Annotated in this window: 24 protein-coding genes and 1 tRNA gene; 3 read left to right on the top strand and 22 right to left on the bottom strand. The window is 68.4% G+C overall.

Features of this window, described 5'->3' with window-relative positions; translation table 11 throughout:
• Positions 1–5 precede the first annotated feature (5 nt).
• Positions 6–479 carry a globin family protein gene (locus FZ033_RS05550; protein ID WP_149575160.1) on the top strand — a complete coding sequence of 158 codons (474 nt, stop codon included), beginning with the start codon at positions 6–8 and terminating at the stop codon, positions 477–479.
• A 90-nt stretch (positions 480–569) separates the two neighbouring features.
• On the opposite strand, the gene FZ033_RS05545 is transcribed toward FZ033_RS05550, so the two are convergent.
• The 17 genes from FZ033_RS05545 to FZ033_RS05465 all read right to left on the bottom strand — a co-directional run bounded on the left by FZ033_RS05545 (position 570) and on the right by FZ033_RS05465 (position 19,601).
• Complete coding sequence (locus FZ033_RS05545) at positions 570–1,346, bottom strand: response regulator (protein WP_149575159.1); 777 nt, start codon at positions 1,344–1,346, stop codon at positions 570–572.
• A 219-nt stretch (positions 1,347–1,565) separates the two neighbouring features.
• A complete protein-coding gene (locus tag FZ033_RS05540; RefSeq protein ID WP_149575158.1) occupies positions 1,566–2,540 on the bottom strand; it encodes an SH3 domain-containing protein in 975 nt (324 codons plus the stop codon).
• Complete coding sequence (locus tag FZ033_RS05535) at positions 2,537–2,950, bottom strand: hypothetical protein (RefSeq protein WP_232847343.1); 414 nt, start codon at positions 2,948–2,950, stop codon at positions 2,537–2,539. The genes FZ033_RS05540 and FZ033_RS05535 overlap by 4 nt, the downstream gene beginning before the upstream one ends.
• 170 nt (positions 2,951–3,120) lie before the next feature.
• Positions 3,121–3,954: an amino acid kinase family protein gene (locus FZ033_RS05530; protein WP_149575157.1), complete on the bottom strand. Its 834-nt coding sequence runs from the start codon at positions 3,952–3,954 to the stop codon at positions 3,121–3,123.
• A gap of 12 nt (positions 3,955–3,966) precedes the next feature.
• The gene (locus FZ033_RS05525) at positions 3,967–4,779 is read right to left on the bottom strand and encodes an amino acid kinase family protein (protein WP_149575156.1); all 813 of its coding nucleotides are present in this window, start codon (positions 4,777–4,779) and stop codon (positions 3,967–3,969) included.
• A 332-nt stretch (positions 4,780–5,111) separates the two neighbouring features.
• On the bottom strand, positions 5,112–5,672 hold the full coding sequence (locus tag FZ033_RS05520; protein ID WP_149575155.1) for a GNAT family N-acetyltransferase: 561 nt from the start codon (positions 5,670–5,672) through the stop codon (positions 5,112–5,114).
• A gap of 33 nt (positions 5,673–5,705) precedes the next feature.
• Entirely contained in the window at positions 5,706–8,063 is a 2,358-nt protein-coding gene (locus tag FZ033_RS05515) for an Orn/Lys/Arg family decarboxylase (RefSeq protein ID WP_149575154.1), read from the bottom strand.
• Positions 8,064–8,194: 131 nt separating this feature from the next.
• Positions 8,195–8,899 (bottom strand): ABC transporter ATP-binding protein, encoded by a 705-nt coding sequence (locus FZ033_RS05510; protein ID WP_149575153.1) that lies wholly within the window; start codon positions 8,897–8,899, stop codon positions 8,195–8,197.
• Positions 8,892–9,716, bottom strand: a complete 825-nt coding sequence (locus FZ033_RS05505) for an ABC transporter ATP-binding protein (protein ID WP_149575152.1) — start codon at positions 9,714–9,716, stop codon at positions 8,892–8,894. Before FZ033_RS05505 ends, FZ033_RS05510 begins: the two co-directional genes overlap by 8 nt.
• Positions 9,713–10,756, bottom strand: coding sequence for a branched-chain amino acid ABC transporter permease (locus FZ033_RS05500; RefSeq protein WP_149575151.1), 1,044 nt, complete (start codon positions 10,754–10,756; stop codon positions 9,713–9,715). The genes FZ033_RS05505 and FZ033_RS05500 overlap by 4 nt, the downstream gene beginning before the upstream one ends.
• On the bottom strand, positions 10,753–11,625 hold the full coding sequence (locus tag FZ033_RS05495) for a branched-chain amino acid ABC transporter permease (RefSeq protein ID WP_138401675.1): 873 nt from the start codon (positions 11,623–11,625) through the stop codon (positions 10,753–10,755). The genes FZ033_RS05500 and FZ033_RS05495 overlap by 4 nt, the downstream gene beginning before the upstream one ends.
• A gap of 197 nt (positions 11,626–11,822) precedes the next feature.
• Positions 11,823–12,983, bottom strand: coding sequence for an ABC transporter substrate-binding protein (locus tag FZ033_RS05490; RefSeq protein WP_408068467.1), 1,161 nt, complete (start codon positions 12,981–12,983; stop codon positions 11,823–11,825).
• 31 nt (positions 12,984–13,014) lie between these two features.
• Positions 13,015–14,232 (bottom strand): xanthine dehydrogenase family Fe-S subunit, encoded by a 1,218-nt coding sequence (locus tag FZ033_RS05485; RefSeq protein WP_149575150.1) that lies wholly within the window; start codon positions 14,230–14,232, stop codon positions 13,015–13,017.
• Positions 14,229–15,092, bottom strand: coding sequence for an FAD binding domain-containing protein (locus FZ033_RS05480; RefSeq protein WP_149575149.1), 864 nt, complete (start codon positions 15,090–15,092; stop codon positions 14,229–14,231). Before FZ033_RS05480 ends, FZ033_RS05485 begins: the two co-directional genes overlap by 4 nt.
• A complete protein-coding gene (locus FZ033_RS05475; protein WP_149575148.1) occupies positions 15,089–17,476 on the bottom strand; it encodes a xanthine dehydrogenase family protein molybdopterin-binding subunit in 2,388 nt (795 codons plus the stop codon). The genes FZ033_RS05480 and FZ033_RS05475 overlap by 4 nt, the downstream gene beginning before the upstream one ends.
• Complete coding sequence (locus FZ033_RS05470) at positions 17,473–18,327, bottom strand: alpha/beta hydrolase (protein WP_149575147.1); 855 nt, start codon at positions 18,325–18,327, stop codon at positions 17,473–17,475. Before FZ033_RS05470 ends, FZ033_RS05475 begins: the two co-directional genes overlap by 4 nt.
• A complete protein-coding gene (locus FZ033_RS05465) occupies positions 18,324–19,601 on the bottom strand; it encodes an amidohydrolase/deacetylase family metallohydrolase (RefSeq protein ID WP_149575146.1) in 1,278 nt (425 codons plus the stop codon). Before FZ033_RS05465 ends, FZ033_RS05470 begins: the two co-directional genes overlap by 4 nt.
• 168 nt (positions 19,602–19,769) lie before the next feature.
• Here FZ033_RS05465 and FZ033_RS05460 point away from each other — a divergent pair, with 168 nt between their 5' ends.
• Complete coding sequence (locus tag FZ033_RS05460) at positions 19,770–20,282, top strand: MarR family winged helix-turn-helix transcriptional regulator (RefSeq protein ID WP_232847342.1); 513 nt, start codon at positions 19,770–19,772, stop codon at positions 20,280–20,282.
• A 74-nt stretch (positions 20,283–20,356) separates the two neighbouring features.
• On the opposite strand, the gene FZ033_RS05455 is transcribed toward FZ033_RS05460, so the two are convergent.
• Entirely contained in the window at positions 20,357–21,109 is a 753-nt protein-coding gene (locus FZ033_RS05455; RefSeq protein WP_149575145.1) for a sulfite exporter TauE/SafE family protein, read from the bottom strand.
• Between the two features lie 426 nt (positions 21,110–21,535).
• Here FZ033_RS05455 and FZ033_RS05450 point away from each other — a divergent pair, with 426 nt between their 5' ends.
• Positions 21,536–22,237, top strand: a complete 702-nt coding sequence (locus FZ033_RS05450) for a M15 family metallopeptidase (RefSeq protein WP_232847341.1) — start codon at positions 21,536–21,538, stop codon at positions 22,235–22,237.
• 101 nt (positions 22,238–22,338) lie between these two features.
• Here the strand turns inward: FZ033_RS05450 and FZ033_RS05445 are convergent, their stop codons facing one another.
• The 4 genes from FZ033_RS05445 to FZ033_RS05430 all read right to left on the bottom strand — a co-directional run bounded on the left by FZ033_RS05445 (position 22,339) and on the right by FZ033_RS05430 (position 24,044).
• A complete protein-coding gene (locus FZ033_RS05445) occupies positions 22,339–22,746 on the bottom strand; it encodes a hypothetical protein (RefSeq protein ID WP_232847340.1) in 408 nt (135 codons plus the stop codon).
• A 72-nt stretch (positions 22,747–22,818) separates the two neighbouring features.
• Entirely contained in the window at positions 22,819–23,316 is a 498-nt protein-coding gene (locus FZ033_RS05440) for a hypothetical protein (RefSeq protein ID WP_149575144.1), read from the bottom strand.
• 96 nt (positions 23,317–23,412) lie between these two features.
• Complete coding sequence (locus FZ033_RS05435) at positions 23,413–23,919, bottom strand: hypothetical protein (protein WP_149575143.1); 507 nt, start codon at positions 23,917–23,919, stop codon at positions 23,413–23,415.
• A 29-nt stretch (positions 23,920–23,948) separates the two neighbouring features.
• Positions 23,949–24,044, bottom strand: a tRNA-Sec gene (locus tag FZ033_RS05430).
• Positions 24,045–24,123 lie beyond the last annotated feature (79 nt).

The raw sequence follows: 24,123 nt of genomic DNA, 5'->3' as shown, positions 1-24,123 counted from the left end.
CGGCCATGCACGACGACCAGATCGCGCTTCTCGAAACCAGCTTCGCCGAGGTTTCCGCGAACCGGGACGCGGCGGCTGCGCTGTTCTACGAGCGGCTGTTCGTGCTTGATCCGGCGCTGAAGCGGCTGTTCGGGGATACGGACATGGCGGGGCAGGGGCAGAAGCTCTTCGCCGCGCTGGGTCTCGTCGTCGCCTCGCTGCGGAGCCTGGACAAGGTGGTTCCGGTGCTGGAGCAGCTCGCCGTGCGCCACGTCCGTTATGGGGTGCGCGACGCGCACTACGCGACGGTGGGCGCGGCCTTGATCGAGACCCTGTCGCTCTATTTCGGCCCCCGCTTCTCCATGGACCTGCGCCGGGCCTGGTCCGATGCCTACGAGGTCGTGGCCGGCGTGATGATCGCCGCGGCCCATGGCGTCGCCGCCGAGGCCGACGTGGCCGGCGATCTGCTTTCGCGTTCCGCCTCCGCGGGCGCGCTCTGAACCCGGGCGGCGGCATCCCCGCGCTGCCGTTCCGTGTGCGATCCTCCGGCCGGAGCCTCCCGTTCAGGGAGACCCCGGCCGGAGGTGTCGTCATGTGCCCCGGGGGCCGGGCACGAACAGGTAGCCGACGCCGCGCACCGTCTTGATGGCCTGGGGCTTGGCCGGGTCGGCTTCGATCTTCTTGCGCAGGCGGGTCACCCGCACGTCGATGCTGCGGTCGAATGGCTCGTTGTCCCGGTCATGGGCGAGGTCGAGCAGCCGGTCGCGGGTGAGGACGCGGTTGGGGTTTTGCAGGAACACCCGCAGCAGGTCGAACTCCATGGCGGTGAGCATCTCCCGCGTGCCGTCCCGCTTGACGAGGCAATGGGCCTCCATGTCCAGGAAGACGACGCCGCACGGTGTCAGGTCCGCACCGGCGGGCGCGGTGCCGTTCGCGGGCGCCGGCTCGGTTGGTGAGGGCTCGGTCGGCGCGGGCGCGGTGTAGCGGCGCAGCACGGCGCGGATGCGGGCCTTCAGCTCGCGCAGGTCGAAGGGTTTCACCACATAATCGTCGGCGCCGACCTCGAGGCCCGCCACGCGGTCGACGATGTCGTCGGCCGCGGTCAGCATGATGATGGGCGTCGGTGCGGTGGAGCGGATGCGGCGGGCGAGGGTGAGGCCGTCCTCCCCCGGCATGTGCACGTCCATGAGGATGAGGTCGGCCTGATCGGCGGCCAGAAGCGTGTCGAGATCGCGCCCGCTCGCGGCCGAGCGCACGCGGAACCCCTGGCCGGCGAGATATTCGGCCACCGTCTCGCGCAGTGCTTCCTCGTCGTCCACCACGACGATGCGCCAGCCCGTCTCCCCGCCCGTCGATTGCCCCGCCATGCTCGCGCGCCGGAAGCGCCCTCCTCACCAGATGCCCGCAGAGCGAGCAGTCTAGGGCGGACGCTGCCTGAACGGAATGGCCAAGGCGCAGGTTGGGGAGCGTCCCCTTGCCCCGTCATACCAATGGCCCATGAGCTTCTCTCATGGGCCATTGGTCAAGCCCGCGCGGCGTTTGAGCGTAACCCACTTGGCATCGGTCGAAGACCGAGGACGATGGTATCAGCTGCAGTTGGTGACCTGGTTGGAGCAGATGCCGCGCCACCAGCCGCGGCGGCCGTCCCGGCTTTCGGTCAGCGCCCAGTTCGCCGAGCAGGCGAAAAGGCGCACCAATGTTCCGTCGATGGAGAGCGCGCCGTCCGGCCCGGCCACGTCGGCGCCCGGCGGCTCGCCCGGTGCATCCACATGGGGAGCGGACAAAAGGCGCCGCACCGGCATCTGCGAGTTGGCATAGGCCCCGCCGGCTTCGCTGGCGCGGATCCAGCCGGGGCCGGAATAGGTCCGTGGATAGCGCTTCGGCGGCGGATCACCATAAGGCGTGCCGGGCGGTGTCGCCTTGGCGATGCGGAACCAGCCGTGGCTGTAGCCGGTGATGTCGAATTCCACCCGCCACCCCTCTTCCGAGCCCTGTCCGGAGTCGGGGGTGACGCGGACCGGCGCGAGATGGCCCACCACCTTCGCATCCGCCGATGGCGCGGCGCGCACCGGGAGGCTATGGCGGGTGTCGTTGAGCGCCCATCCCTTGATGCGGCATGGTTCCACCTGCGGTTCCGCCTTGCGCCTGGCCGCCAAGGCCGCGCGCAGTTCGGCCTGGTAGGGCTCGCTGTCGTCGTCGCTTGGCTCGCCGGGCCGGCGGGCGCGCACGGTGGTCGTGGCCACGGCGAGGGTGCCGTTGTCCGACTTGAGATCCACCTCCAGCACCTGGAGGGGCGTGAACACGCTGCCGGGGGTGGCGGGCGAATCCGCCCCGGCGGGGAACACGGCGACGGTGGCCTTCAGCGCCTCCTCATCGAGGCGGATGACGCGCCCCGCCACCAGTGAGGGCGGCAGCTTCGCCTTTGCCTCCGCGAGCCAGGCCGCCTCCTGCCCCCGCGCCGGGAGCGGTGACGCGAGCCAGAGGGCGAGACCAGAGGCGAAGACGGCGGGCGCGATGCGGGGCAGGGGCCTGCGGCGTGGCGTCTTCCGGGCGCGCATCATTTGGGGGCGACCACCCGCAGCGGGGTGGCATAGGGCTCCACGCGGAGGCTGTCGCTGCCGATGATGCTGATGCGGCGCAGGGGCGCCTGCTCCAGCTCGCCGTCCGGCGCCTTGCGCACGGCATATTGCCAGAGGGTCAGCTCGCCGCCGCCCTTGAGGGCGCGCCCCACCGCCGTGACATCGCTGCCGCCGAGGGCCGTGGCATCCTGCGGTCCCACCCCCACCACGATCTCGTCGCGCACGGTGACGATCTTGAACAGGCTGACGGCCTGCTCCGCAGCGGCGCTTGCGATCCCGCAGGCAAGGGCGCCGGCCACGGCGAGGGTGCCGACGAGGCGGCGCGCGGTCCGCGACCAGTTCCGTGTCGTGCCGGTCCGCGTCTTGCCGGTGATGGGCGTGGAAATGGTCATCGGGTGCTCCCAGCTCCGTCGAAGCCGCTTCGGTAGCACCTTTGTGTTTCGCGCGTTTTTCGCGGGGCGGCGTCGGATATTCAGAGGGGCTGGCCGCCAGCGCAACCGCTGCATGCAAAGCCCCCCTCCCGGGGGAGGGGGGCTGAGGGGCAAAGCGAAGCTGGTCGGCCTCAGTTGCGGCGGGCGGCGGTGTGGACGATGCTGCCCACATGCTCGCCGCGCAGGGCAGAGGTGAGGCGGCCCGGCACCAGGCCGTTCACCACCTGCACCCGCTCGATGTGGCGGGCGGTGGCCATCACGTCGAGCAGTGCGCGGTCGAAGGGCAGCGTGCCCTCGCCGGTGGCAAGGTCGGCGGCGCTGACCTCGGGCAGGAACTTCGCCGAGGCGCCGTCAGGACCGTTCGGATCGGTGGAATAGACGCCGTCCACGTCCTCCACGATGGTCAGGCCCGCCGCGCCCAGCGCATCGGCGAGCAGGAACGCGCCGGTGTCGGCCCGGTGGGTCGGGATGCGCGAGCCCGGGAACTCGTGATGGTGGTAAGGCGGGAAGCCGCTGCCCACCACCGCGCGGGCGGCGGAGAGATGGATCGCAAGCTGGCTCGCGATGGTCGGGTGCTCCACGTAGGAGACGCCTTCCGGCGCCAGCAGCGTGGCGAGGATGTGGCCGTTCTGGCCGGCCTCGCTGGCGGCGAGCGGGGCGAGCGTGCCCACCGGCAGGCCGAGGTCGAGGCCGACGCCGTAGAGGTGGCGGGCGCGGATGCCGGCGCCGGTGAGGATCAGCAGGCGATGCTCGGGCAGCAGCTTGCGGATCTCCTCCACGATGGGAAGGATCGCCTTCGGGCCGCGATCCATGATGGCGCGGCCGCCGATCTTCACCACCTGCAGCCAGGGCAGGAGGCGGATGGGCTTGACGCCGGCGACGGGGCGGGTGAGCTGGCCGTCGAGGAGGGTCTGGCGCGCGAGCGGCGAGGCGACGTGCTTGATGCCGTTGGAAGTATCAGACATGGCAGTTCTTCTTCAGCTCGCAGTGATGATGGTGCCGACATGCTCGCCGGCGAGCGCGCGGGTCAGGTTGCCGGGGATGAGGCCGTTCACGACCTGCACCTCGCGCACGTGGCGGGCCTGCTTGAGCAGGTCGAGCATGGGGAACTCGAGGATCGAGTCGGCGAGCCCCCGCGCCTTCATCTCGTCCACCGAGATGCGGGGGATGAAGGTGGCATCCTTGTCCGTCTTCGGGTTGGCGCTGTAGAGGCCGTTCTCGTCCTTCACGTAGATCATCTGCTTGCAGCCGAACTGCTCGGCCAGCAGGAAGCAACCAGCGTCGGTGCGGTAGGGCGGGATGACGCCCTCGGCGGCGGGGCGCGTCCACAGCGAATAGGGCGGCATGCCGGCGAAGACCACGGCGTGCACCTCGGCAAGATACAGCGGCACGGCCGAGAGCCCGGCGCCGTCCACCTTGGAGATGCCGTGCTTGGCCAATAGCTGGCCCAGCATCTCGGCATTCTGGTCGGCCACCGAGGCGCCGAGCTGCGACAGCACGCCGGCCGGCAGGTTCAGCTCCGCCGCGATGGAATACAGGTGGCGGGCGCGGGTGCCGGCACCGGTGCCGATCAGCAGCTTGTGGCTTTTGCGGGCGGCGACGATCTCGTCGATGAGCGGATAGACGGCGGCGCGGCCACGGTCGATGATGCTCTGGCCACCGATCTTGAGCACGGTCGCGTCCGGCAGGATGCGGAAGTCCGCCGATGTCTCCGCCGCCGCCAGGAGCTGCGCGTCGGTCAGCGATCGCTGCGAGAGGAGCGCTTCGAGCTCCGCCGTCGTATTGGCCATGGGGGTGCCTTTCGTCGTTCTATGTATTGCTTTTGTTTCGACGGGTTCGATACGCCCCGCAGGTCGACCCCGCAATATGCGATAATTGCGTACCTTTTTGCCGGTCGGGAAAGAACGACACAGAATGCACAATTAAGGACTTTGGAGCGGGTGCCGAAGTCCAGGCCGTACGCCTCAAGACCTTGCAGCATGAAATTTCAAGCTATTCTCTTGATAAGGTTGATTTAATGCGGTTGGCGCTGCGCGTGATGGTCCTTGCCGTCGCGCGGCGCATGCGCCGGCGGTTGCGACAGGCGGGCGGAAGAGGACGCACGCCCGCAGCGTTTCCCGGTTCAGCGGGTGGACAGGGGCAGCGGGGGCGGCGGGGTGGTGGCGCCGGGGCCCAGCGAGCGTTGCACCATGACGCTGTCCGACCAGCGACCGTAGCGATAGGCCACCCCCGGCAGATGGCCCACGCGCACGAAGCCAAACTTCTCGTGCAGGGTCAGCGAGGCGGTGTTGTCGGCGTCGATATAGCCGATCATCTGGCGAAAGCCGGCTGCCGCGCAGGCATCGATCAGCCCCCGCATGAGGTGGCGGCCGATGCCCTGGCCGAGATGCGCGTGGTGCACGTAGATCGAGTGCTTGACGCTGTAGCGGTAGGCCGGCCGCTTGCGGAACAGCACCACATAGGCATAGCCCACCACCACCTCGCCGCGGGTGGCGACGAGGTGGGGGAAGCGCCGGCTCTTCAGGTTCTTGCGCCGCTCGCGCAGGTCGTCCGGCTGCGGTGTGTCGGCGTCGTCCACGCCTTCCTCGACGCCGCGACGGATATGGTGGCGATAGATCGCCAGCATGGCATCCACGTCCGCTTCCCGCGACGGGCGGACGACGACAGCTTGCTCCTGCTCCATGGACGAACCCGACACTCCCAAGCTGACCAAAGCCTATTCCGCGACCACATAAGTATGGAGCCGCACGCGGCCGGACGCATCCGTCTCGCGATAGACGCCCTGGATCTCCACGTCGAAGCCGGGGAAGGTGTTGAAGCTGGCTTCGAACATCTTGAGATAGTCGATCATGGGTTTGGCCCGCTCAGTCAGCCGCTCGCCCGGCACGATGGTGGCGATGCCCGGCGGATAGACCACGAACGGCGTGGTCGCGATGCGCCCGGCGATGGCGTCGATGGGCAGGTAGTCCACGTCGTTGCGCACCAGGCAGCGCGCCGCGTCGTGGGGCGAAAGGGCGATGTCCGGCAGGTGCGCGGCGGAAAATTGCATGGCCTGGAGCGCGCTCACATTCGCGGCGCGGAAGAAGCGGTGCATCTCCCCGCATAGGTCGCGCAGCCGCACGCCGGCATAGCGCGTCGGCCGGCGGCGGAAAAATTCCGGGATCGCCTCTTCCAGCAGCGCGTTTTCGTCATGCAGCTTCTTGAAGGCGACGAGGCCGGAGATGAGGGTGCCCGCCTTCGAGGCCTCGACCCCGGGGGTGAGCAGGAACAGCAGGGAGTTCAGGTCGTTCTTCTCGGCGACGATGCGGTTCTCGCGCAGATATTGTGCCACCACCGGCGCGGGAATGCCGTGCTCGGCATAGGCGCCGGTGGCGCGGTCGAAGCCGGGGGTGAGCAGGGTCAGCTTGTTGGGGTCGGTCATGGCGAAGCCCGCCGCCATGCCCTCGAAGCCATGCCAGGACGCGCCGGGGGTGAGGTGCCAGAAGGCCGGATTGGTGGCGAGGAGGTCGGTGGCGACGCTCTCCCACGGCACCTCGTGCACCGCGCCGGGGCTCGATACGTCGGGGATGGCCACCCGGTCGGGCACGAACGGCTCGAAGAACCAGCGCCGCTCCGGGCGCTGCTCCTTTTCCTCGAACTCGCGGCGCACGGCACGGATCTTCTTTCTGAGCTCGATGCCGAGGCGGATGGTGTCGTCCCACAGCACTTCGCCGGATCGGCCCTTCATCATCTGCGCCCCCACGTCGAGGGAGGCGAACAGGGGATAGAAGGGAGAGGTGGAAGCGTGCTGCATGAAGCTCTCGTTGAAGCGCCGGTGCTCCACCCGGCGCTTCTGGCCGGTGATGTGCCTGTCCTTCATGTGGATCTGGGAGGCCTGGGAAAAGCTTGCCAGCTGCTTGTGGGTGGACTGGGTGGCGATGATGCCCGGCGCATCGGGGCCGAGGTCGGCAAGGCCCATGGCGAAGCGCCCGGCATAGAGCGGGTGGAACTTCATGAAGCCCGCCCAGGCCTCGTCGAACAGGATGTAGTCGGTGAGATGACCGATGGCCTTCAGGATCATCTCGGCATTGTGGATGGTGCCGTCATAGGTGCACTGCTCCACCACCGCGACCCGGAACGGACGCGGCTTCTGCCAGGCGTCGGGGTCCTTCACCAGCGGATGGGTGCGGATGCGCTCGCGCAGGGCGGTCTCGTCCAGTGCGGCGAAGTCCATGGGGCCGATGAGGCCATGGGCGTTGCGCACGGTGGGCACATAGACCGGGATGCCGCCGGAGATCATCAGCGCGCCGTGATGGGCGGCCTTGTGATTGTTGCGGTCGAACAGCACCAGGTCGCCGTCGGTGACGAGGGCGGAGAGCGCCACCTTGTTGGAGGTGGAGGTGCCGTTGAGGACGAAATAAGTCTTCTCGGCGCCGAAGATCTTCGCCGCCTCCTTCTGCGCCGCCAGCGCCGGGCCTTCGTGGGTCAGGAGGTCGCCGAGGTCGAGCACGGAATTGTCGAGGTCGTCACGGAACACCGCCTCGCCCAGATGCTCCATGAACACCCGGCCGATGGGGCTGCGGGAATAGAACACGCCGCCATTGTGCCCGGGGCAGGTCCACAGCTGGTTGCCCTCCTCGGCATAATCCACCAGCGCGCCGAAGAAGGGCGTCTTCAGCGTCTCGGCATATTGCTTCAGCCGGCTGATGAGGTTCTTGGCGATGAAGGCGGGGGTTTCCTCGGAGAGGAAGACGTAGCCGTCGATGAAGTCCAGCACCTCCACCGGCACATCCTCGAAGCGCTTGCGGCGGATCAGCAGGATGATGGGGAAGTCGAGGCCGCGCCGGCGCATCAGGTTGATGAGGGAGGCGGTCTTGCCCTCAAGCCCCTTCTTGCCCCAGTCCACCAGCATGCAGCCGATGGCGGCATCGGTCTGCACCGCGATCTCGGCGTCTTCGATGTTGCGGGCCTTCACCACCTCGAAGCCGGAGCTCTCGATCTCCGCGACGATCTGGTTGTAGCGGGCGCCCTCCAGATCCTCGGCGTCGAACACCGGGGTCGCGAACAGGAAATTGAAGCGCTTGAAATAGTCCATGTGGGGCACCCGATCTGATCCGGCGGGAGATGTCGACTCCTTCCATGACAGGCAGGCGACAGAAGTGTGGCCATCCTCCGTCCGCCGCCGCCCTTGCCCCAGCGGGAGACGGGTTATCCCCCGGGGCCGGATCAGCTGCCCAGATAGGCTGCCCGCACGTGCGGATCGTCGATCAGCTCGGCGCCGGTGCCGGACTTCACGATGCGGCCGGCCTCCAGCAGATAGGCGTAGTCGCACAGTTCGAGCGCCGCGAAGGCGTTCTGCTCCACCAGCAGCACGGTGGTGCCGGCGTCGCGGATGGAGCCGATGATGGCGAACATCTGCTCCACGATATTGGGTGCGAGCCCCAGCGAGGGCTCGTCGAACAGCACCAGGCGGGGGCGGGACATGAGCGCCCGGCCGATGGCCAGCATCTGCTGCTCGCCACCGGAGAGGGTGCCCGCCATCTGCGCCCGCCGCTCGGCAAGGCGCGGAAAGGTGGCGTAGATGCGCGCGTAGTCTTCCCTGAGGGCGGCATCGCTGGGGCGCAAATAAGCGCCCATGGCGAGGTTGTCGGCAACGCTCATGTGCGGGAATACCCGCCGGCCCTCCGGGCAATGGGCGACGCCGAGGCGCAGCATGCGCTGCGGACCGGCGCGGGTCACGTCGTCGCCCTCCAGCCGGATGGCGCCGCCGCGCGCCGGCACCAGGCCGGAGATGGAGCGCAGGGTGGTGGATTTCCCCGCCCCGTTGGCGCCCACAAGGGCGACAAGCTGGCCCTGGCCGACGGTGAGCGAGATGCCCTTCAGCGCCGCCACCTGCCCATAGCCGCAGACGAGATCGGAAATCTCAAGCATGGACCGGCTCCTTGTGCTCCAGCTTGGCGGCGCTTTTGCCCAGATAGGCCTCGATCACCTTGGGGTCGGTGCGGATCGCCGCCGGCGGGCCTTCCGCGATAAGCCGGCCGTAATTGAGACAGACGATGCGGTCGGAGACTTCCATCACCATGGGCATGTCGTGCTCCACCAGCAGGATGGTGACGCCCTCGTCCCGCACCTTGCGGATGAGGCGCACGAAGCCCTGGGTTTCCGAAGCGTTCATGCCGGACACCGGCTCGTCCAGCAGCAGCATCTTCGGCTCCACCGCCAGCGCCAGCGCGAAGCCCACGAGGCGCTGCTCGCCGTAGGAGAGAGAGCCCGCCTTCTCGTCCGCGCGGGCGGCAAGGCCCACGAGGTCGAGGATGGCATCCGCCCGCTCCCGCACCGCGATCTCCGCGCGCCGGCCGCGGGGGGTGGGAAACAAGCGGTCGAGGAGCGCCACGTCGCCGTGGCGGTTGAGGCCGATGAGCACGTTGTCGCGCACCGTGTCGTCGGCGAACACGCTGGTGCGCTGGAAGGTGCGGGCAAGGCCCAGCCGGGCGATCTCGTTCGGCCGGGTCTGCGAGAGGTCCTGTCCGCTAAACAGCACCCGGCCCTGGGTGGGCTTCAGGAAGCCGGTCATGATGTTGAAGGCGGTGGTCTTGCCGGCGCCGTTGGGGCCGATGAGGCTCACGATCTCGCCTTCATGCACGTCGAAATGCAGGTCGGCGATGGCGGTGAGGCCGCCGAACCGCATGCCCACATGCTCCACGTTGAGGATGGCGGTGCCGGCAGGATAGCTTATGGACGGGTTCATGGGTTCGCTCCCGCTTCGGCGGCCTTTGCCGCGCTTTGGGCCTCGGCGGTCGCCGGCCTGCGGCGGAGGGCGAGGCTCTCCAGCGCCGGGACGATGCCGCGCGGCATCAGGAACAGGATGGCGATGAGGATGGCGCCGTAGACGATCCACTGGGCTTCCGGAGCCATCACGGGCCTGAGCGCCACCGGCAGCAGGCCGAAGAGGATGCCGCCCACCAGCGGCCCGGCCAGCGTGCCCTTGCCGCCCGAAACCACCATGATGACCATGGTGACGGTGTAGGAGAACAGGAACACGTCCGGATCGATGATGCGGATGTAATGGGCATAGAGGCTGCCCGCCGCCCCGGCCATGGCGGCGGAGATAGTGGCGGCCACCGTGAGCGTGCGGGTGGCGTTGATGCCGAGGGAGAGGGCGAGGGATTCGTTCTCCTTCAGCCCGCGCATGGCGCGGCCGAAGCGCGAGGCCACCAGCCGGGCGATGATCAGGTAGCTCACCGCCGCCACCGCCAGCACCAGGTAATAGTTCTGCATCTTGGAGCGCAGCGCCACGTCGCCGAGGCCGGGCACCGGCAGCACCATGTTGGGGATGGCGGTGAGAGCGAGCGGGCCCTGGGTCAGCTCCACCCAGTTCAGCGCCACCAGCCGTACCACCTCGGCGAACGAGATGGTGACGATGACGAAATAGGCGCCCCGCACCCGAAACGACAGCCGGCCGATGAGATAGCCGCAGAGCCCCGTGAGCCCCACCGCCAGCGCGAAGCCCAGCAGCGGCGATCCGCCCTCGTGGGTCACGCGCAGGCCGAACGGCAGGCTCACGTCGAAGCCCAGCGCGGTGAGCGCGCTCACATAGGCGCCGATGCCGAAGAAGGCCACATGGCCGAGGCTGAGCTGCCCGGTGAAGCCGAGCAGCAAATTCAGGCTCATGGCGCAGATGGTGAGGATGCCCGTGATGATCAGGGCATTGAGCAGATAGGGGTCCTTCAGCCCGAGCGGAACCAGGGCGAAGACCACGAGGAAGAGGGGGGCGATGAAGCGCGTCATCCGATCCGCTCCGCGCGGGCGAACAGGCCGGTGGGCTTCACCAGCAGCACCGCGATGATGATGAGGAAGCCCATGGCGTCGCGATAGCCGGACGAGATGTAGCCGGCGCCCAGCTCCTCCGCGAAGGCGAGGATGAAGCCGCCGATGGTTGCCCCGGAAATGGAGCCGAGCCCGCCGAGGATGACGATGGCGAAGGCCTTCACTGCCGCCAGCTCGCCCATCTGCGGGGTCACCACATAGACCGGCCCGAGCAGCGCCCCGGCCGCCGCCGCCAGTGCCGAGCCGATGGCGAAGGTGGCGGTGTAGATGAGGGAGACGTTGACCCCCATGAGGGCGGCGGTGTCGTGGTCCTGGAAGGTGGCGCGCATGGCGCGGCCGAGCCTGGTGCCGTTGATGGTGAAATAGGTGATGGCGATGAGCGCAATGGCCGCGGCGAGCACGAACAGGTTCACGTAGGACAGCGACACCGGCCCGATGACGAGGGGCTGCGCCGGGAAGGGCGTGGGCACCGCCTTGGCGACGCCGCCGAAGATCCAAAGCGTGCCCGATTGCATGATGATCCCGGCGCCGATCATCACCAGCATGGTTGTGTCGATGTCGGAGCGGCGCAGCGGCCGCAGCAGCGTGAATTCGATGAACGCCCCGAGCAGCAGCCCCGCCACCAGGGCCACGGGCAGCGCCACGAAGAAGTTGAGGCCCAGCGCGACGGCGGCCAGGTACATGGCATAGCCGCCGAAGGTATAGAGCGCCCCGTGGGTGAAATTCACCACGTTCATGATGCCGAAGATCAAGGTGAGGCCGATGCCCAGCAGCGCATAGGTGCCGCCGAGCACCAGCGCATTCAGGATATGTTGCAGCAATTGGTCCATCTGGCCTGTCCGTCTGGCATTCGGGGCGGTGCGGGGCGGCCTTGCGGGGCCGCGCGGGAGGGGCTTGCGCGCCTTTGGAACGGGGAACTGGGAGCGGGGTGAGGGATAGCTTGCGCAATCAGGCAGTTGAGTGCGTGCAGTCCCTCACCCCGGCGCCCCCGCGCGACGGCGGGGGAAACACCGGTAAAGGGCGGGCATCAGCCGCCGAGCTGAACCTGCTTCACCTTCCCATCGGTGATCTCGATCAGGTAGACGTTGGGCTTGGACTGGCCGCTTTCCTTGCCGGCCGGGCCGCTCTTGGCGAACTTGATGGGGCCGTTGAGGCCCACCATGTCCACCTTCCAGAAGCCCTTCTGGATCGAGGCGGGATCGGTGCCGCCACCGGCCGCGATGGCGGCCGCCACGGTGCGGATGCCGTCATAGCCGCGGAAGCTCTCGGTGGCGCCGGCAAACTCGAAGCCGCGCTTCTTCCACTCGCCGAGGAAATAGGCGGTGGCCTCGGGGTTGGGGGTCTTCTCCGGCCACCACGGCAGGAAGGTGGTGAGGTGCATGGTGTTGTCGGCGGCAGGTCCAGCCTGGGCGATGATCTGGTCCGGGTTCTGCGAGCCGCCGGTGGTGATGACGCGCTTCTTTAGGCCGAGGGCGGCCATCTGCTTGAACAGCAGGGTCAGCTGGTCCACGGCGCTGGTCACCATGATGGTGTCGGCGTCGGAGGCCTTCAGCTTGGAGAGCTGGGCGCTCATGTCCTGGGCCGACTGGTCCATGGTCTCGGTGAGGCCGACCTCGACGCCGTTGGCCTTCAGCATCTTGGAGAAATCGGCGGCAGCGCCCCGGCCCCAGTCATTGTTGATGACGAGGAAGTCCACCTTCTTCAGCCCGAGCTTCTTGGCGATGGGCTCGAACGCGTCGGCCTCCACCGAGGACGGCGGCGAGATGCGGAAGATGAAGGGGTTGCCGGAGGTGGTGATCTTGCCGGAGGAGGAGGTCTCCACCAGCATGGGCACCTGGTATTCCTCAAGCTTCGGCATGGTGGCCAGCGTCAGGCTGGAGCCCCAGGAGCCCATCAGCACCGGCACCTTGTCGGAGGTGATGAGCTTTTCCGCCACCGATGCGGCCTCGGTGGGGTTGCTCTTGTTGTCCTCGATGACGAGCTCGATCTTCTTGCCGAGCACGCCGCCCTTGGCGTTGATCTCGTCGGCGGCGATCTTGGCGCCGTTCACCACATAGGTGCCGGAGGCGGCGAAGGCGCCGGTGAGGGGCTCGTTGACGCCGATCTTGATGGTGTCGGCGGCAAGGGCCGTGCCGGCGAGGAGGCTGAAGCCGAGGGCCGCGAGTGTCGTCCTGCGCGAAATCATCATGAGGGTCTCCAGTCTCAATGGGCAGTCAGGGTCAGGAAGCGGGGCGGATGCGGCGCCACAGGGCACCAAGGCGTTGGGAAATCAGGGTTGCAAGGAGCTTGAGCGGGTTGAGGCCGGGGCCTGCCGTCGCCGGGGTTGGCGCGCCGGAAAGGCGGGCCTCCAGATTTGCGGCGAAGTCGGCGATGAGCCGGCCCGCCACCTCGCGCACCAGGCCCGGCCGGCCGAACTGGGCGAGGGGGCCCTTCAGCGTGTAGCCCACGGTGAGCGCCACGCGAGCCGAGCCGGCCGCCGCGCCCGGCTCGACGCGATAGCGGATCTCGCCTTCCGTCCGCGAGCGGCCGTCCGCCCCGGCGCCGTGGATGATGCCGCTGGTGGCGGCCTCATTGCGGCTGATGCGGGCGGTGCCGCGGAACGTGGTGCCGATGGGACCGAGCTTCACCCGCATGCCGCCTTCCACCAGATCGGCGGCGGGCATGGCGTCGATGACAGCACCGGGCAGGCAGGCCGCCACCTCCTCGATCCGGCCGAAGAAGGCGAACACGTCGGCGGGCGGGAACGGCACCTCGAAGCCCTGCTCGAAGCTGTGGGCGGGGGTGAAGTCTTCGGCGAGGATGGATGCCGCCGCCACCGGCGCGGCGAGGGTGGCGACGTCCGCCAGCGGAACGGCGATTGTCGTCGCCCCGCCAGCCCGCGCCCCCACCGGCCCCAGCCGCCGCTCAGCCGTGACCGGGCGGATGCCTTGCGCCCGCCGCGCGGCGATGACGGAGGCCACGGCCTTGACGATGCCGGCATAGCCCGTGCAGCGGCAGAGGTTGCCGGCAAGGCCGAGGCGGATGCGGGTCTCGTCCGGCTCCGGCAGGCGCAGCACCAGGTCGCGGGCCGAGACCAGCATCCCTGGCGTGCAGAAACCGCATTGCAGGGCGTGCTCGCGATTGAAGGCGGCGCGCAGCTCTGCGGTCACCGCATCATCGTCGAGCCCCTCGATGGTGATGACATCCGCGCCCTGGCACGCGGCAGCAAAGGAGAGGCAGGCGCGCGCCGGCTCGCCGTCCACCAGGATGGTGCAGGCGCCGCACACCCCGTGCTCGCAGCCGAGGTGGGTGCCGGTGAGGTTCAGCGTGTCCCGCACCAGGTCGGCGAGGTTGGTGCGCGCCTCGGCCGCCGCAGCGACGGGCTGGCCGTTGAGGGTGAGGGTGATCATGGACGAGGCGCCAAGGGTTATGCCTTCCGGCCGGGGGAGGGCGTTCATGCGGCGCTCCGCGTCTCGGTGAAGAGGTTGGCTGCCTGCACGGCGGCGCGGCGCAGCACCTCCACATGCACATGGCGGTCGACCGGATCATCCATCCCGGCGGCGCGCAGGGCGGCGTCGGCAGTGGGTGCGTCGAAGCGGGCGGCAAAGCCGGCATCGATGCGGCCGCCGAACAGCAGTGCGGCGTCGGGGAAGACGAGGGGCGGAGCGTCGATGGCGCCCATCAGCGCGCGGCAGGTTCCCGCAGCTGGGTCCACCAGCACGGCGCCGATGGCGTGGGCGAACTCGCCCACCTTCCGGCAGTGCTTCACATAGCCGAAGCGGGCGGAGGCCGGTACTTTGGGCACCCGCACCGCGACGAGGATTTCCCCCGCCTCCAGCGCCGTCGAAAGGGCGCCGGTGAGAAAGGCCCCCAGGGCGAGGCGGCGGATGCCGTCGGGGCCGGCGATCTCCACCTCGGCGCCGAGGGCGGACAGGGCATTCACCCAGTCGGCGGCGGGGTCGGCGTGGGCAAGGCTTCCACCCATGGTGCCGCGATTGCGCACCGCGCGATAGGCGATGCCGCCCGCCACCCGGCGCAGGATGTGCGCGCCCACGTCTGGCGCGCGCCCATCCTCCACGTCGGCATGGGTGACGAGGGCGCCATAGACCATGTGGTCCGGCTCCTCGCGCACCGTGCTCAGGGCATCGATGCCGGCGAGGTCCACCACCAAGTCGGGTGTGGCGAGGCGCAGGTTGAGCATGGGGCCGAGGGACTGGCCGCCGGCCATGGCCTTCGCCCCGTCGCCGGCCGCGGCGAGGAGGGCGGTGGCGCCGGCGATGTCACGCGGACGCTCCATGCGGAAGGGCGCGGGCTTCATGCGGCGCTCCTGCTGTTGGCGCGGGCCTTAAGCACGGCCTCGACGATGCGGCGCGGCGTGACGGGCGCGCGCAGCATCTGCGCGCCCAGCGGGCGCAGCGCATCATTGATGGCATTGGCGATGGCGGCCGGCGGCGCGATGGCCCCGCCTTCGCCGATGCCCTTCACCCCGAACCTTGTGTAGGGCGAGGGCGTTGCCATGTGGTCGATGAAGGGCAGGGGCACTTCCGGCGCGCCGGGCAGGAGATAGTCCGCCAGCGTGGAGGCCAAGGGCTGGCCGGAGCTGTCGAACGGCATCTCCTCGTAAAGCGCGGTGCCGATGCCCTGGGCGAGGCCGCCGAGGATCTGGCCGTCCACCACCATGGGGTTCACCAGCGTGCCGCCATCTTCCACGATGACGTAGTCGAGGATTTCCACCTCGCCCAGCTCCGGATCCACCGCCACCACCACCGCATGGGCGGCATAGCTGAAGGTGCCGCTGTCGCGCTGCGGCTTGTAGCCGGCGGTCACCTCCAGCCCGTGGGGGTCCACATCCGCTGGCAGGTCCTGCGGGCGGCGATACCAGGTGTGGGCAACCTGGCTGACGGTGACATCGCCTGCGGGGCCGACCACGCGTCCGTTTTCGAGCCGCACCTCGTCCAGGCGTGCCTGCAGCATGTGGGCGCCGATGCGCCGGACCCGCTCGGCGAGTTCCGTGCAGGCGGTGGCCACAGCGCCGCCCGCCATCACCATCACCCGCGAGCCCCAGCTTCCGGTGGAATAGGGCGTCATGGCGGTGTCGCCGTGCACGAGGCGGGTGCGGGCGACGGGAATGCCGAGGATTTCGCAAGCCACCTGGGCCAGCGTCGTCTCCAGCCCCTGGCCGTGGGAATGGGCGCCGATGCGCAGCTCCAGCCCGCCGTCGGGGGTGAGGCGCGCGCCGGCCTGCTCGTGGCCGGGCACCATGGGAATGCCCCAGCCCGAATAGACCGAGGTGCCATGCGCCGCCTGCTCGCAATAGATGGAGAGGCCGAGGCCGATGCGCCGGCCATCCGCCTCGCCCGTCGTCTGGCGCGCCCGCACCGCCTCTACCTTGATCGCGCCAAGCGCGCGATGGAGCGCCAGGGGATAATCGCCGCTGTCGAAATGCTTGTTGGTGATATTGTCGAACGGCATTTGCCCGGGCCGCACGAGGTTCTTCAGCCGCACCACTTCGGGGGCGAGTCCAAGCTCCGCCGCCAGCGCATCCAGCGCCACTTCCAGCGCGAAGCACACGCCGGTCCGCGCCACGCCGCGATAGGGCAGGATGGGGCACTTGTTGGTGGCCACCGACCAGGTGCGGCAGCGATAGGCGGGAAAGTCGTAGGGGCCGGGCAGGATGCTCGCCACCTGCGCGGCTTCCAGGCACGCGGAGAAAGGATAGGCCGAATAGGCGCCGCTATCCACGCTCGCCTCGCAGTCGATGCCGCGCAGCGTGCCGTCGCGCTCAGCATAGAGCGTGATCTCGTAATGGTGCTCGCGGCAATTGGCGTTGGCGGTGAGGTGCTCGCGCCGATCCTCCAGCCAGCGCACCGGGCGGCGCAGTTTCTGCGCCAGCCAGCCGAGGCAGACCTCTTCCGCCAGCAGGATGGCCTTGTAGCCGAAGCCGCCGCCCACATCCGGGGAGACGATGCGGATCTGCCCTTCTTCCATCTGCAGGCATTCGCTGAGGCCGGAGCGCACGATGTGCGGCATCTGGCTGGCGGTGTGGACCACCAGCTGGTCGCTGCGGTGATCGAAATGGACGACCGCGCCGCGCCCCTCGATGGGGGCCATGCACTGGCGCGCGGTGGAAATTGTGCGCGAGATCTTCACCGGCGCGTCGAGGGCGGCCTCGATGTTGATGTTCACCAGGCTTTCGAGGAAGACGTTGTCGCCCCAGTGCTCGTGCACGAGGGGGGCGCCGGGCTTGCGCGCCTCCAGCATGTCGTGGAGGGCGGGCAGTTCCTCGAGGTCCAGTTCCACCCGCGCGGCCATGTCCTCGGCCTCGGCGCGGGTGCCGGCGACGCAGATGGCGATCAGCTCGCCCACCTGCCGCACCTTGCCGGTGGCCAGCACCGGCTGCTCCGACACCTTGAAGCCCGGCAGGCCGGAGACGGCGCGGATAGGCTTGATGCCGTCGAGATCGGCGGCGGTGAAGACGCGGCCCTTCAGGTCGTCCGGCACATGGATGGCGCGGATGCGGGCATGGGCCAGCGGGCTGCGGACGAAGGCCACGTCCTGCATGCCGGTCATGCGGATGTCGGCGATGAACTGGCCGCGCCCACGCATCAGGCGGTCGTCTTCCTTTCGCGGAAGACGGGCGCCGACGCCTTCGTGTCGCGGCAGACGGGCGCTGGCGCCCTTGTGCACGAGAGTTTCGCTCATGCGACGGCTCCCGGCATCAGGTCAAGGGCGGCGCGCACTAGACGGCCGTCGGGGCGGGCGAGGTCGTCGAGGATGGAGAAATGGTCGGCGCCGGCGATGGGCAGCAGCGCGCCCGGCGCGTGGGCCGCCGTCCGCTGCGCGGCGAGCGCACGGGAATCGTGTACCAGGGCCGGCAGTTCCGCCGTGCCGTAGGCGATGGCGAGCGGCTTGCCCGACGGGGCTTGGCGCAGGGGCGAATAGGCCGCGATCTCTTCATCCGACAGGTCCAGCGGGCCGTTCAGGAAGGTGTCGCGGATCGGCGCCAGCTCATAGACACCGGATACCGCGAGCCCGGCGGACACGGCGGGATGGTCCATCTGCATCACCGCCAGCTGCGCGCCGGCGGACCAGCCGGAAACCACCAGCGGGCCGGTTATGCCAAAGCTCGCGCCATCGCGGGCGAGAAGGTCCAGCGCCGCGCCGATCTCCGCGCCGATCTGGCCGAGGCGCGCCTCGGGCGCAAGCGTGTAGCCGGGCATGGCCACCGACCAGCCGTGGGCGAGCAGGCCCCGTGCATAATGGGCGAAGGCCTCGCGGGTGTTGCGCTGCCAGTAGCCGCCATGGATGAAGACGAGGCACGGCGCGTCCCCCCGGCCGGGATAAAGATCCAGCTTCTGCCGCGCGCCGTCGCCATAGGGGATGTCGAGATGGGCCTGCGCCGTGGCGCGGAATTCCGCCGCCGCAAGGTCGCGCGCGGCCACCCACGCGGCGCTGCCCGGCACCGCGGCGTTGTTGTTGTAGGCGGCATCCCGCTCGGCCTGGGACAGGGTATCCCACACCGCCTGCGGGGCCGGATCGGCCGCCGCGCTCACGCCGCCACCGCCTGGGGCAGGATGGGAGCCTTGGCATCGAAGCGCTTGCCGGCGCGCAGGCAGAAGGCGGGGGTGAGCAGGCGCTCGGCGATGACCTTGGTGTCCTCGTTGTCGCGCAGCAGGAAGCGGCCGCGATGGTCGTCGAGCACCGAGACATCGGCGGCATAGCCCACGGTCAGCGCGCCGAGGCGGTCGGTGAGGCCGATCATCTGCGCCGGGTTGCTGGTGACCATGGGCACTACGTCGGCGAGCGACAGGCCGAGGGCCATCATGGAGCTCATGGCCTGGGTCAGGCTGAAGCGGGCCTGGCCCTTGAAGGGGTGGTTCTCGTCGTCATAGTGCGCCTCCGGCGTGCCGGCGGGCGGGGGCACATGGGTGTTGTAGCCGTGCATGTCCGCGCCCAGCGTGTGCGGCACGACACCAGCGGAAATAGCTTTTTTCGCAAGGCGGTAGGAGAAGTGGCTGCCATGGCCCACGTCCACCTTCAGGCCGCGGTCGAGGGCGGCGCGGATGACGTGGTGGACCTCGCCCTGCTGGTTCACGAAGCCGCCGGGATGGCGGGTGAAGGGGTGGGCCAGCACGTCGCCTTCCTTCAGCAGCGGGATGACGCGCTCCAGGATGGTGTCGGCGTCCTCGCCGTTGGCGCCGCTTTCGGGCAGGCCCCAGAGGGTGCCGAAATGCACATAGAGCGGGACTTCGGCACGGCGGGCGATCTCCGCCGCCATCTCCATCACCTTGATGCCCCAGCGGGCGAAGCCGCCGATTTCGGCATGGCCCTTGATGCCGCGCACCAGGTCGCGGTTGGCGACGGCGGAGCGCACGGTGGCGTCGATATCGACACCTTCGGGGCTGTACAGGTTCGGGTAGTAGTGGCCCTCCAGCCCGCCCACCAGATAGGCCGAGAGGAAAGCGTAGATCCTGGTATCGGAAGGTTCGGCGATGAACTTCCGGAACCCCGGCAGGGTCATGCAGGAGGGGCCGCCCTGGTCGATCACGGTGGTGACGCCGGAGTCCACGCCCACCATGTCCGGGTTCAGGCCGAAGCGCCCGGTGACGTACTGGTAGACGTGGCCATGGGTGTCGATCATGCCCGGCAGCACCAGCTTGCCGGAGACATCGATCACCTGAGCCGCGCCCGACGGCAGGATGGTGGGCTCCACCGCCGCGATGCGCCCGTCGCGGATCGCTACGTCATAGGTGCCGTCGATGCCGGAGGCGGGGCAGATGACGTGTCCGCCCTTGAGGAGGATATCGGTGCCCAAAGGGTCAGCCATCTGGATCTCCGTCCATGTTTGCGCACTCTGTGTGCGCGGTCTGTGCGCGGTGGCGCGCCACATTGAAAAAGCGAAGTATACTTCGTATTTTGATTATGCATGGCATGTGCCAGAATTTGATCTGGATCAAAACAACGACCGGCCGGGCCGCCGGAGGGGGTCGCGGGCGTGACAAAATCGCAAGCAAAATCAGATACATCCAAAGCAGAGCCGGAAAGCCTGGCGGACGCGGGCTGGCCACTGTCCGACCGGCCGGGCTTCCTTGCCCGGCGGGTGCACCAGATCCATGTCAGCCTGTTTTCTGAGCTGTGCGCCCCGTTCGGTGTAACGCCGGTGCAGTACAGCCTTCTGTCCGCCCTCGCGGGGCGGGAGGCGGCGGACCAGACCACCCTTGCGCGCATCGTGGCGCTGGACCGCACCACCACCACCGGAGCCCTCAAACGCCTTGAGGCGCGGGGTCTGGTGCGGCGCGGGACCTCGGCCACCGACCGCCGTTCCCAGAGCTGCGCGCTGACGCCGGAGGGGCGCCGCCTGCTGGAGGAGATGGAAGCCACGGCCCGCCAGGCCCACGCCGCGACCGTGGAGATGCTCAGCCCCGAAGAGCGGGTTCAAATCATTGAAATTATGAAGAAAATAGTCGCTGCGCACGGCGGGCGGCAGGCGCCTTTTGACCTGCTCTAATTATGGGCAGGCCATAGTCTAAGGAACAGGCGCCCAAAGAGAGGGCAGTCGGCGGCAGGCTCGTGCCGGCGGCCTCAGAAGCCCGGCAGGCCGTCAACGACCAGCTTCGCGCCCACCGCGGCGAGGATGAGGTAGATGATGCCGAAGAAGCGGTCAGCCGGCACGCGCCGCACCAGCTGCACGCCGGCAAAGGTGGCGATTACCGCCACCGGCAGCAGCACCGCCGAGGTGGCAAGGTTCGCCCCCGTGATCTGGCCGAGGGCGAGGAAGAACGGCACCTTCACCCAGTTGACCACCGAGAAGAAGGCCGCCGTCGTCGCCGCGAATTGCTCGGGCGAAAGGCGGGGCCGGCGCAGCAGGTAGATCATCATGGGCGGGCCGCCGGCATTGGCGATCATGCTCACGAAGCCCGCCACCGCGCTCCACAGCGCCGCCGACCCCCGCCCCGCCTCGCCCGCCGGTCGCTTGAGCCCCTTCGACAGGGCATGGCGGCCGGCCTCGGCGATGGAGAGCAGCCCGATGCCCAGGGCCACCGCCTGGTCGGAGACGGACGCCGCCAGCAGGTAGCCGATGACGATGCCCGCCACCGCGGCCGGCAGGGTGCGGAGCAGCTCGGCCACGCTCCAGCGCCGCCAATAGGCATAAAGGCTCACCACGTCCTGCACGATGAGCACGGGCAGAAGGATCGCGGCGGCCTGGATGGGCGACATGGCCAGCGCCAGGATGGGCTGGGCGAGGACCGACAGGCCGGTGAACCCGCCTTTCGACATGCCCACAAGGATCGTGGCCGGCACCGCCGCCGCATAGAACACCGGATCGACGATCACGCCACGCTCTCCCGCTCAGGCGGGGAGGGATAGCCCTGTCCGTCCGTTTCCGCCAGAGCGTGGCGGGGGCAGGGGGCGCCGGGACGGGTGGCGGGCAGGGTTCGGGATTGAGAGACGCCGGTGAACCCTCTCCCGCCCGAGGCCGGATGTTTCCGGCCTCGGCTCTCGGAAGCCGAACTCGGCAACAGCCGAGTTCGGGCGGGGGAGGGCAGGGTGGGGGCAGGGTGGGGGCAGGCTCTCTCCGCTGTCCCGCCGCCGGTGTTCTGCCCGGGGCGCTCTGCCCCCACCCCGACCCTCCCCCGCAAGCGGGAGAGGGGGCCGATGGAGATTGTTTTCAAGCTGAGATACGACCGCCGTCCCCCACCGGTTTTCTTCGGCGCGGGACGCTCATATGATCGCGCACACCGTCTCCCCGCGACCCGCGCCATGCCCTCTTTCCTGATGGACCGACTGGTGAAGCCCGCTGCCCTTGCCCTGAGCATCGCCGGCCTGCCGCTGGCGGCCGATGCCCGCACCGACCGTCCGGCCCTGTTCGTGGACGTGGCCACAATGGTGCCGGACGCCGTGTTCGACGTGCGCTATTTCGGCTCGGACAATTTCGTCGGCACGCGGGTGGACGGCTATGGCGCCGCGCGCTGCTTCCTCACCCGTCCGGCCGCCGAGGCGCTGGCCGCCGTGGCGGCGGAAGCGAAGGCCGGCGGGCTCGGGCTGCGCCTGTTCGATTGCTACCGCCCCGCCCGCGCGGTGGCGCACTTCGCCCGCTGGGCGAGCGATCTCGCCGACACCCGCACCAAGGCCACCTTCTATCCCGACGTGGACAAGAAGGACCTGTTCGCCGAAGGCTATATCGCCGCCCGCTCCGGCCACTCGCGCGGCTCGACCCTGGACCTGACCCTGTTCGACCGCGCCACCGGCGCCGATCTCGACATGGGCACGCCCTTCGACCTGTTCAGCCCGCGCTCGTGGCCGGGCTCGGATGCGGTGACCAAGGCGCAGAAGGCGAACCGCGACCGGCTCTCCGGCCTTATGGCGCGCCACGGCTTCCAGCCGTTCGACAAGGAATGGTGGCACTTCACCCTGAAGGCCGAGCCGTTTCCGGACACCTATTTCGATTTCCCCATCGAATAGGCGGGCGAAGCGTCCGCTCATACCAATAGCCGCGCGGCGCTTGAGCCTACCCACCTTGAGCCTACCCACGTGGCATCGGTCGAAGACCGAAGCCGATGGTCTCAATTGGGGGAGATCTCTTCCACCTTCAGCCGGCGACCCTTGGCATCGAAGAAGTCGCCCTGGTTGATCACCAGCCGGTCGGCGTCGATCCGTCCTTCCAGCGCCCGCAGGCGCCCGCGCGCCTCGCCGTTCTCCAGCGGACCATCGGCATCCGTCTGGGCGAAGAAGGCGGCGCCGTCCCAGGCCTGCCCGGCCCCGGCGAACAGGGCGGCCACCTCGGCCCAGATCACCTCGTCGCCGACGATGTTGAGGAAGGTGGAGGCGAGCGGCAGCACCTGCGGCTCCTCGATGCGCACCAGCACCACCAGCGCGGTGAAGCTGCCGTTGTCGCCATAGGTGGCGGACAGCCAGCGGTCGAAATCGGTGGCCTTGCGGGTCGTCTTCTTGGCGGTCTTCATCTTGGCCATGCCCGGACGCTCAATAATCCATCCAGAGGTTCAGAGCGTGGCATTATCATAATCAGGTCAGTCAGAATGTCTTTAGGGACGAATTCGCCTTCTGGAAATAAGGAGGAAATCGTCCAAATCTCGCTTATTAAAATCTGTATTTGATTCGTTGGGTTTTGAGAATGGGTTTTCCAATAGATTCCCGTTAGAACCAATAATATAAAATAAGCCGAACGACTGTTTTTTAATATTGAATCCCAGTCGTTCGCTTATGATATTAAGATCATCTAAGGTTAGCTCTTTGTAGGGTTCTGGTCGTGCCGATTGGTATTTGGGTTCCGGTGTAAAAGTATCAGGTTGTTGGATTGGCGCAGTTTCAGGCGCGAAATGCGCTAATTTCTGCTTTCGAGTTACCCAGTGTTCATAAGCATCCGCTTCGCTAATGCCTTTTTGCCTTGCTCTGCGCCGGATCCTGCCCATAGCCTTGCGGGAGGGCATGTTTACACCAGTCCTATCGCGGTGCTCCTTATTGAGCGCAGCCATTATTGCGAATGACAGAAACAACAGGATTGTCCCGAGAACTGCGTTCATTATTCTATCCGCCGAGAATCGTTCCCATAATTGTATTCTATTAAATTTCACTGTCTGCCGCGAGAGCCGGTATGCACTTCGAGCTAAAGCGCACGCTCAATAATCCACCAGGGGCGTGTCGGTCAGATAGTGCTCGAACAGGTACCAGAACGGGCTCTGCCGGGTCTCAAGGTACCAGTCCTCGAAGGCGGCGAGGGTGGTTTCGGGCGCGCCGCCGGCATCGGCCTCGCTGAGGGCCAGGGCGACGGCGGCGAAGCGGGTGAGCACCTCGGTGCGGGCGTCGCTGTCGGTGGTCCAGCCGAGCCGGGTGCGCAGCAGCGCCTGCCCGGCGGCGACCGCCATCTCGGCGTCCTCCGTTGCATCCACGGCGGCGACCAGCGCGGCCATGAGGTCGGCGCGCCGCCAGGCATGGGCGCGGGCTGCGGCGAGCTGTTCGATGCGCAGGGCCGCCGTGCGGCGGAAGTCGGTCTCCGCCACGCCGGCCTCGAGCTTGGCCGCATCGAGCCGGGCGAGGAAGGCCGCGCGGGCAGGGGAGGGCGGGGCAGGGGAGGGCGCGGCGGGGACCGCCGCCTCGTGCGCGGGCGGTTCAGGCTCCGGGGTCATGGCGTCTTTCCCAAGGCTTTTGGGGAATCTGGCGGAAGAGAGTGGGAGTCGAACCCACCAAGGACCGGCTCGCGGCCCCTCCCGGATTTGAAGTCCGGACGCCCCACCAGGGACGCTTCTCTTCCCCGCGCGGGCGGCGCCGGCGAATCGCTTAGCGCCGCATCATTTCCCGAGCCGGCGAACAGGTCCAGCCGGAACGGGTTG

Origin of the sequence: Xanthobacter oligotrophicus (genome assembly GCF_008364685.1) — a bacterium.
In the GTDB taxonomy this organism is placed as follows: domain Bacteria; phylum Pseudomonadota; class Alphaproteobacteria; order Rhizobiales; family Xanthobacteraceae; genus Xanthobacter; species Xanthobacter oligotrophicus.
This window is presented reverse-complemented; position numbering and strand designations above follow the sequence as displayed.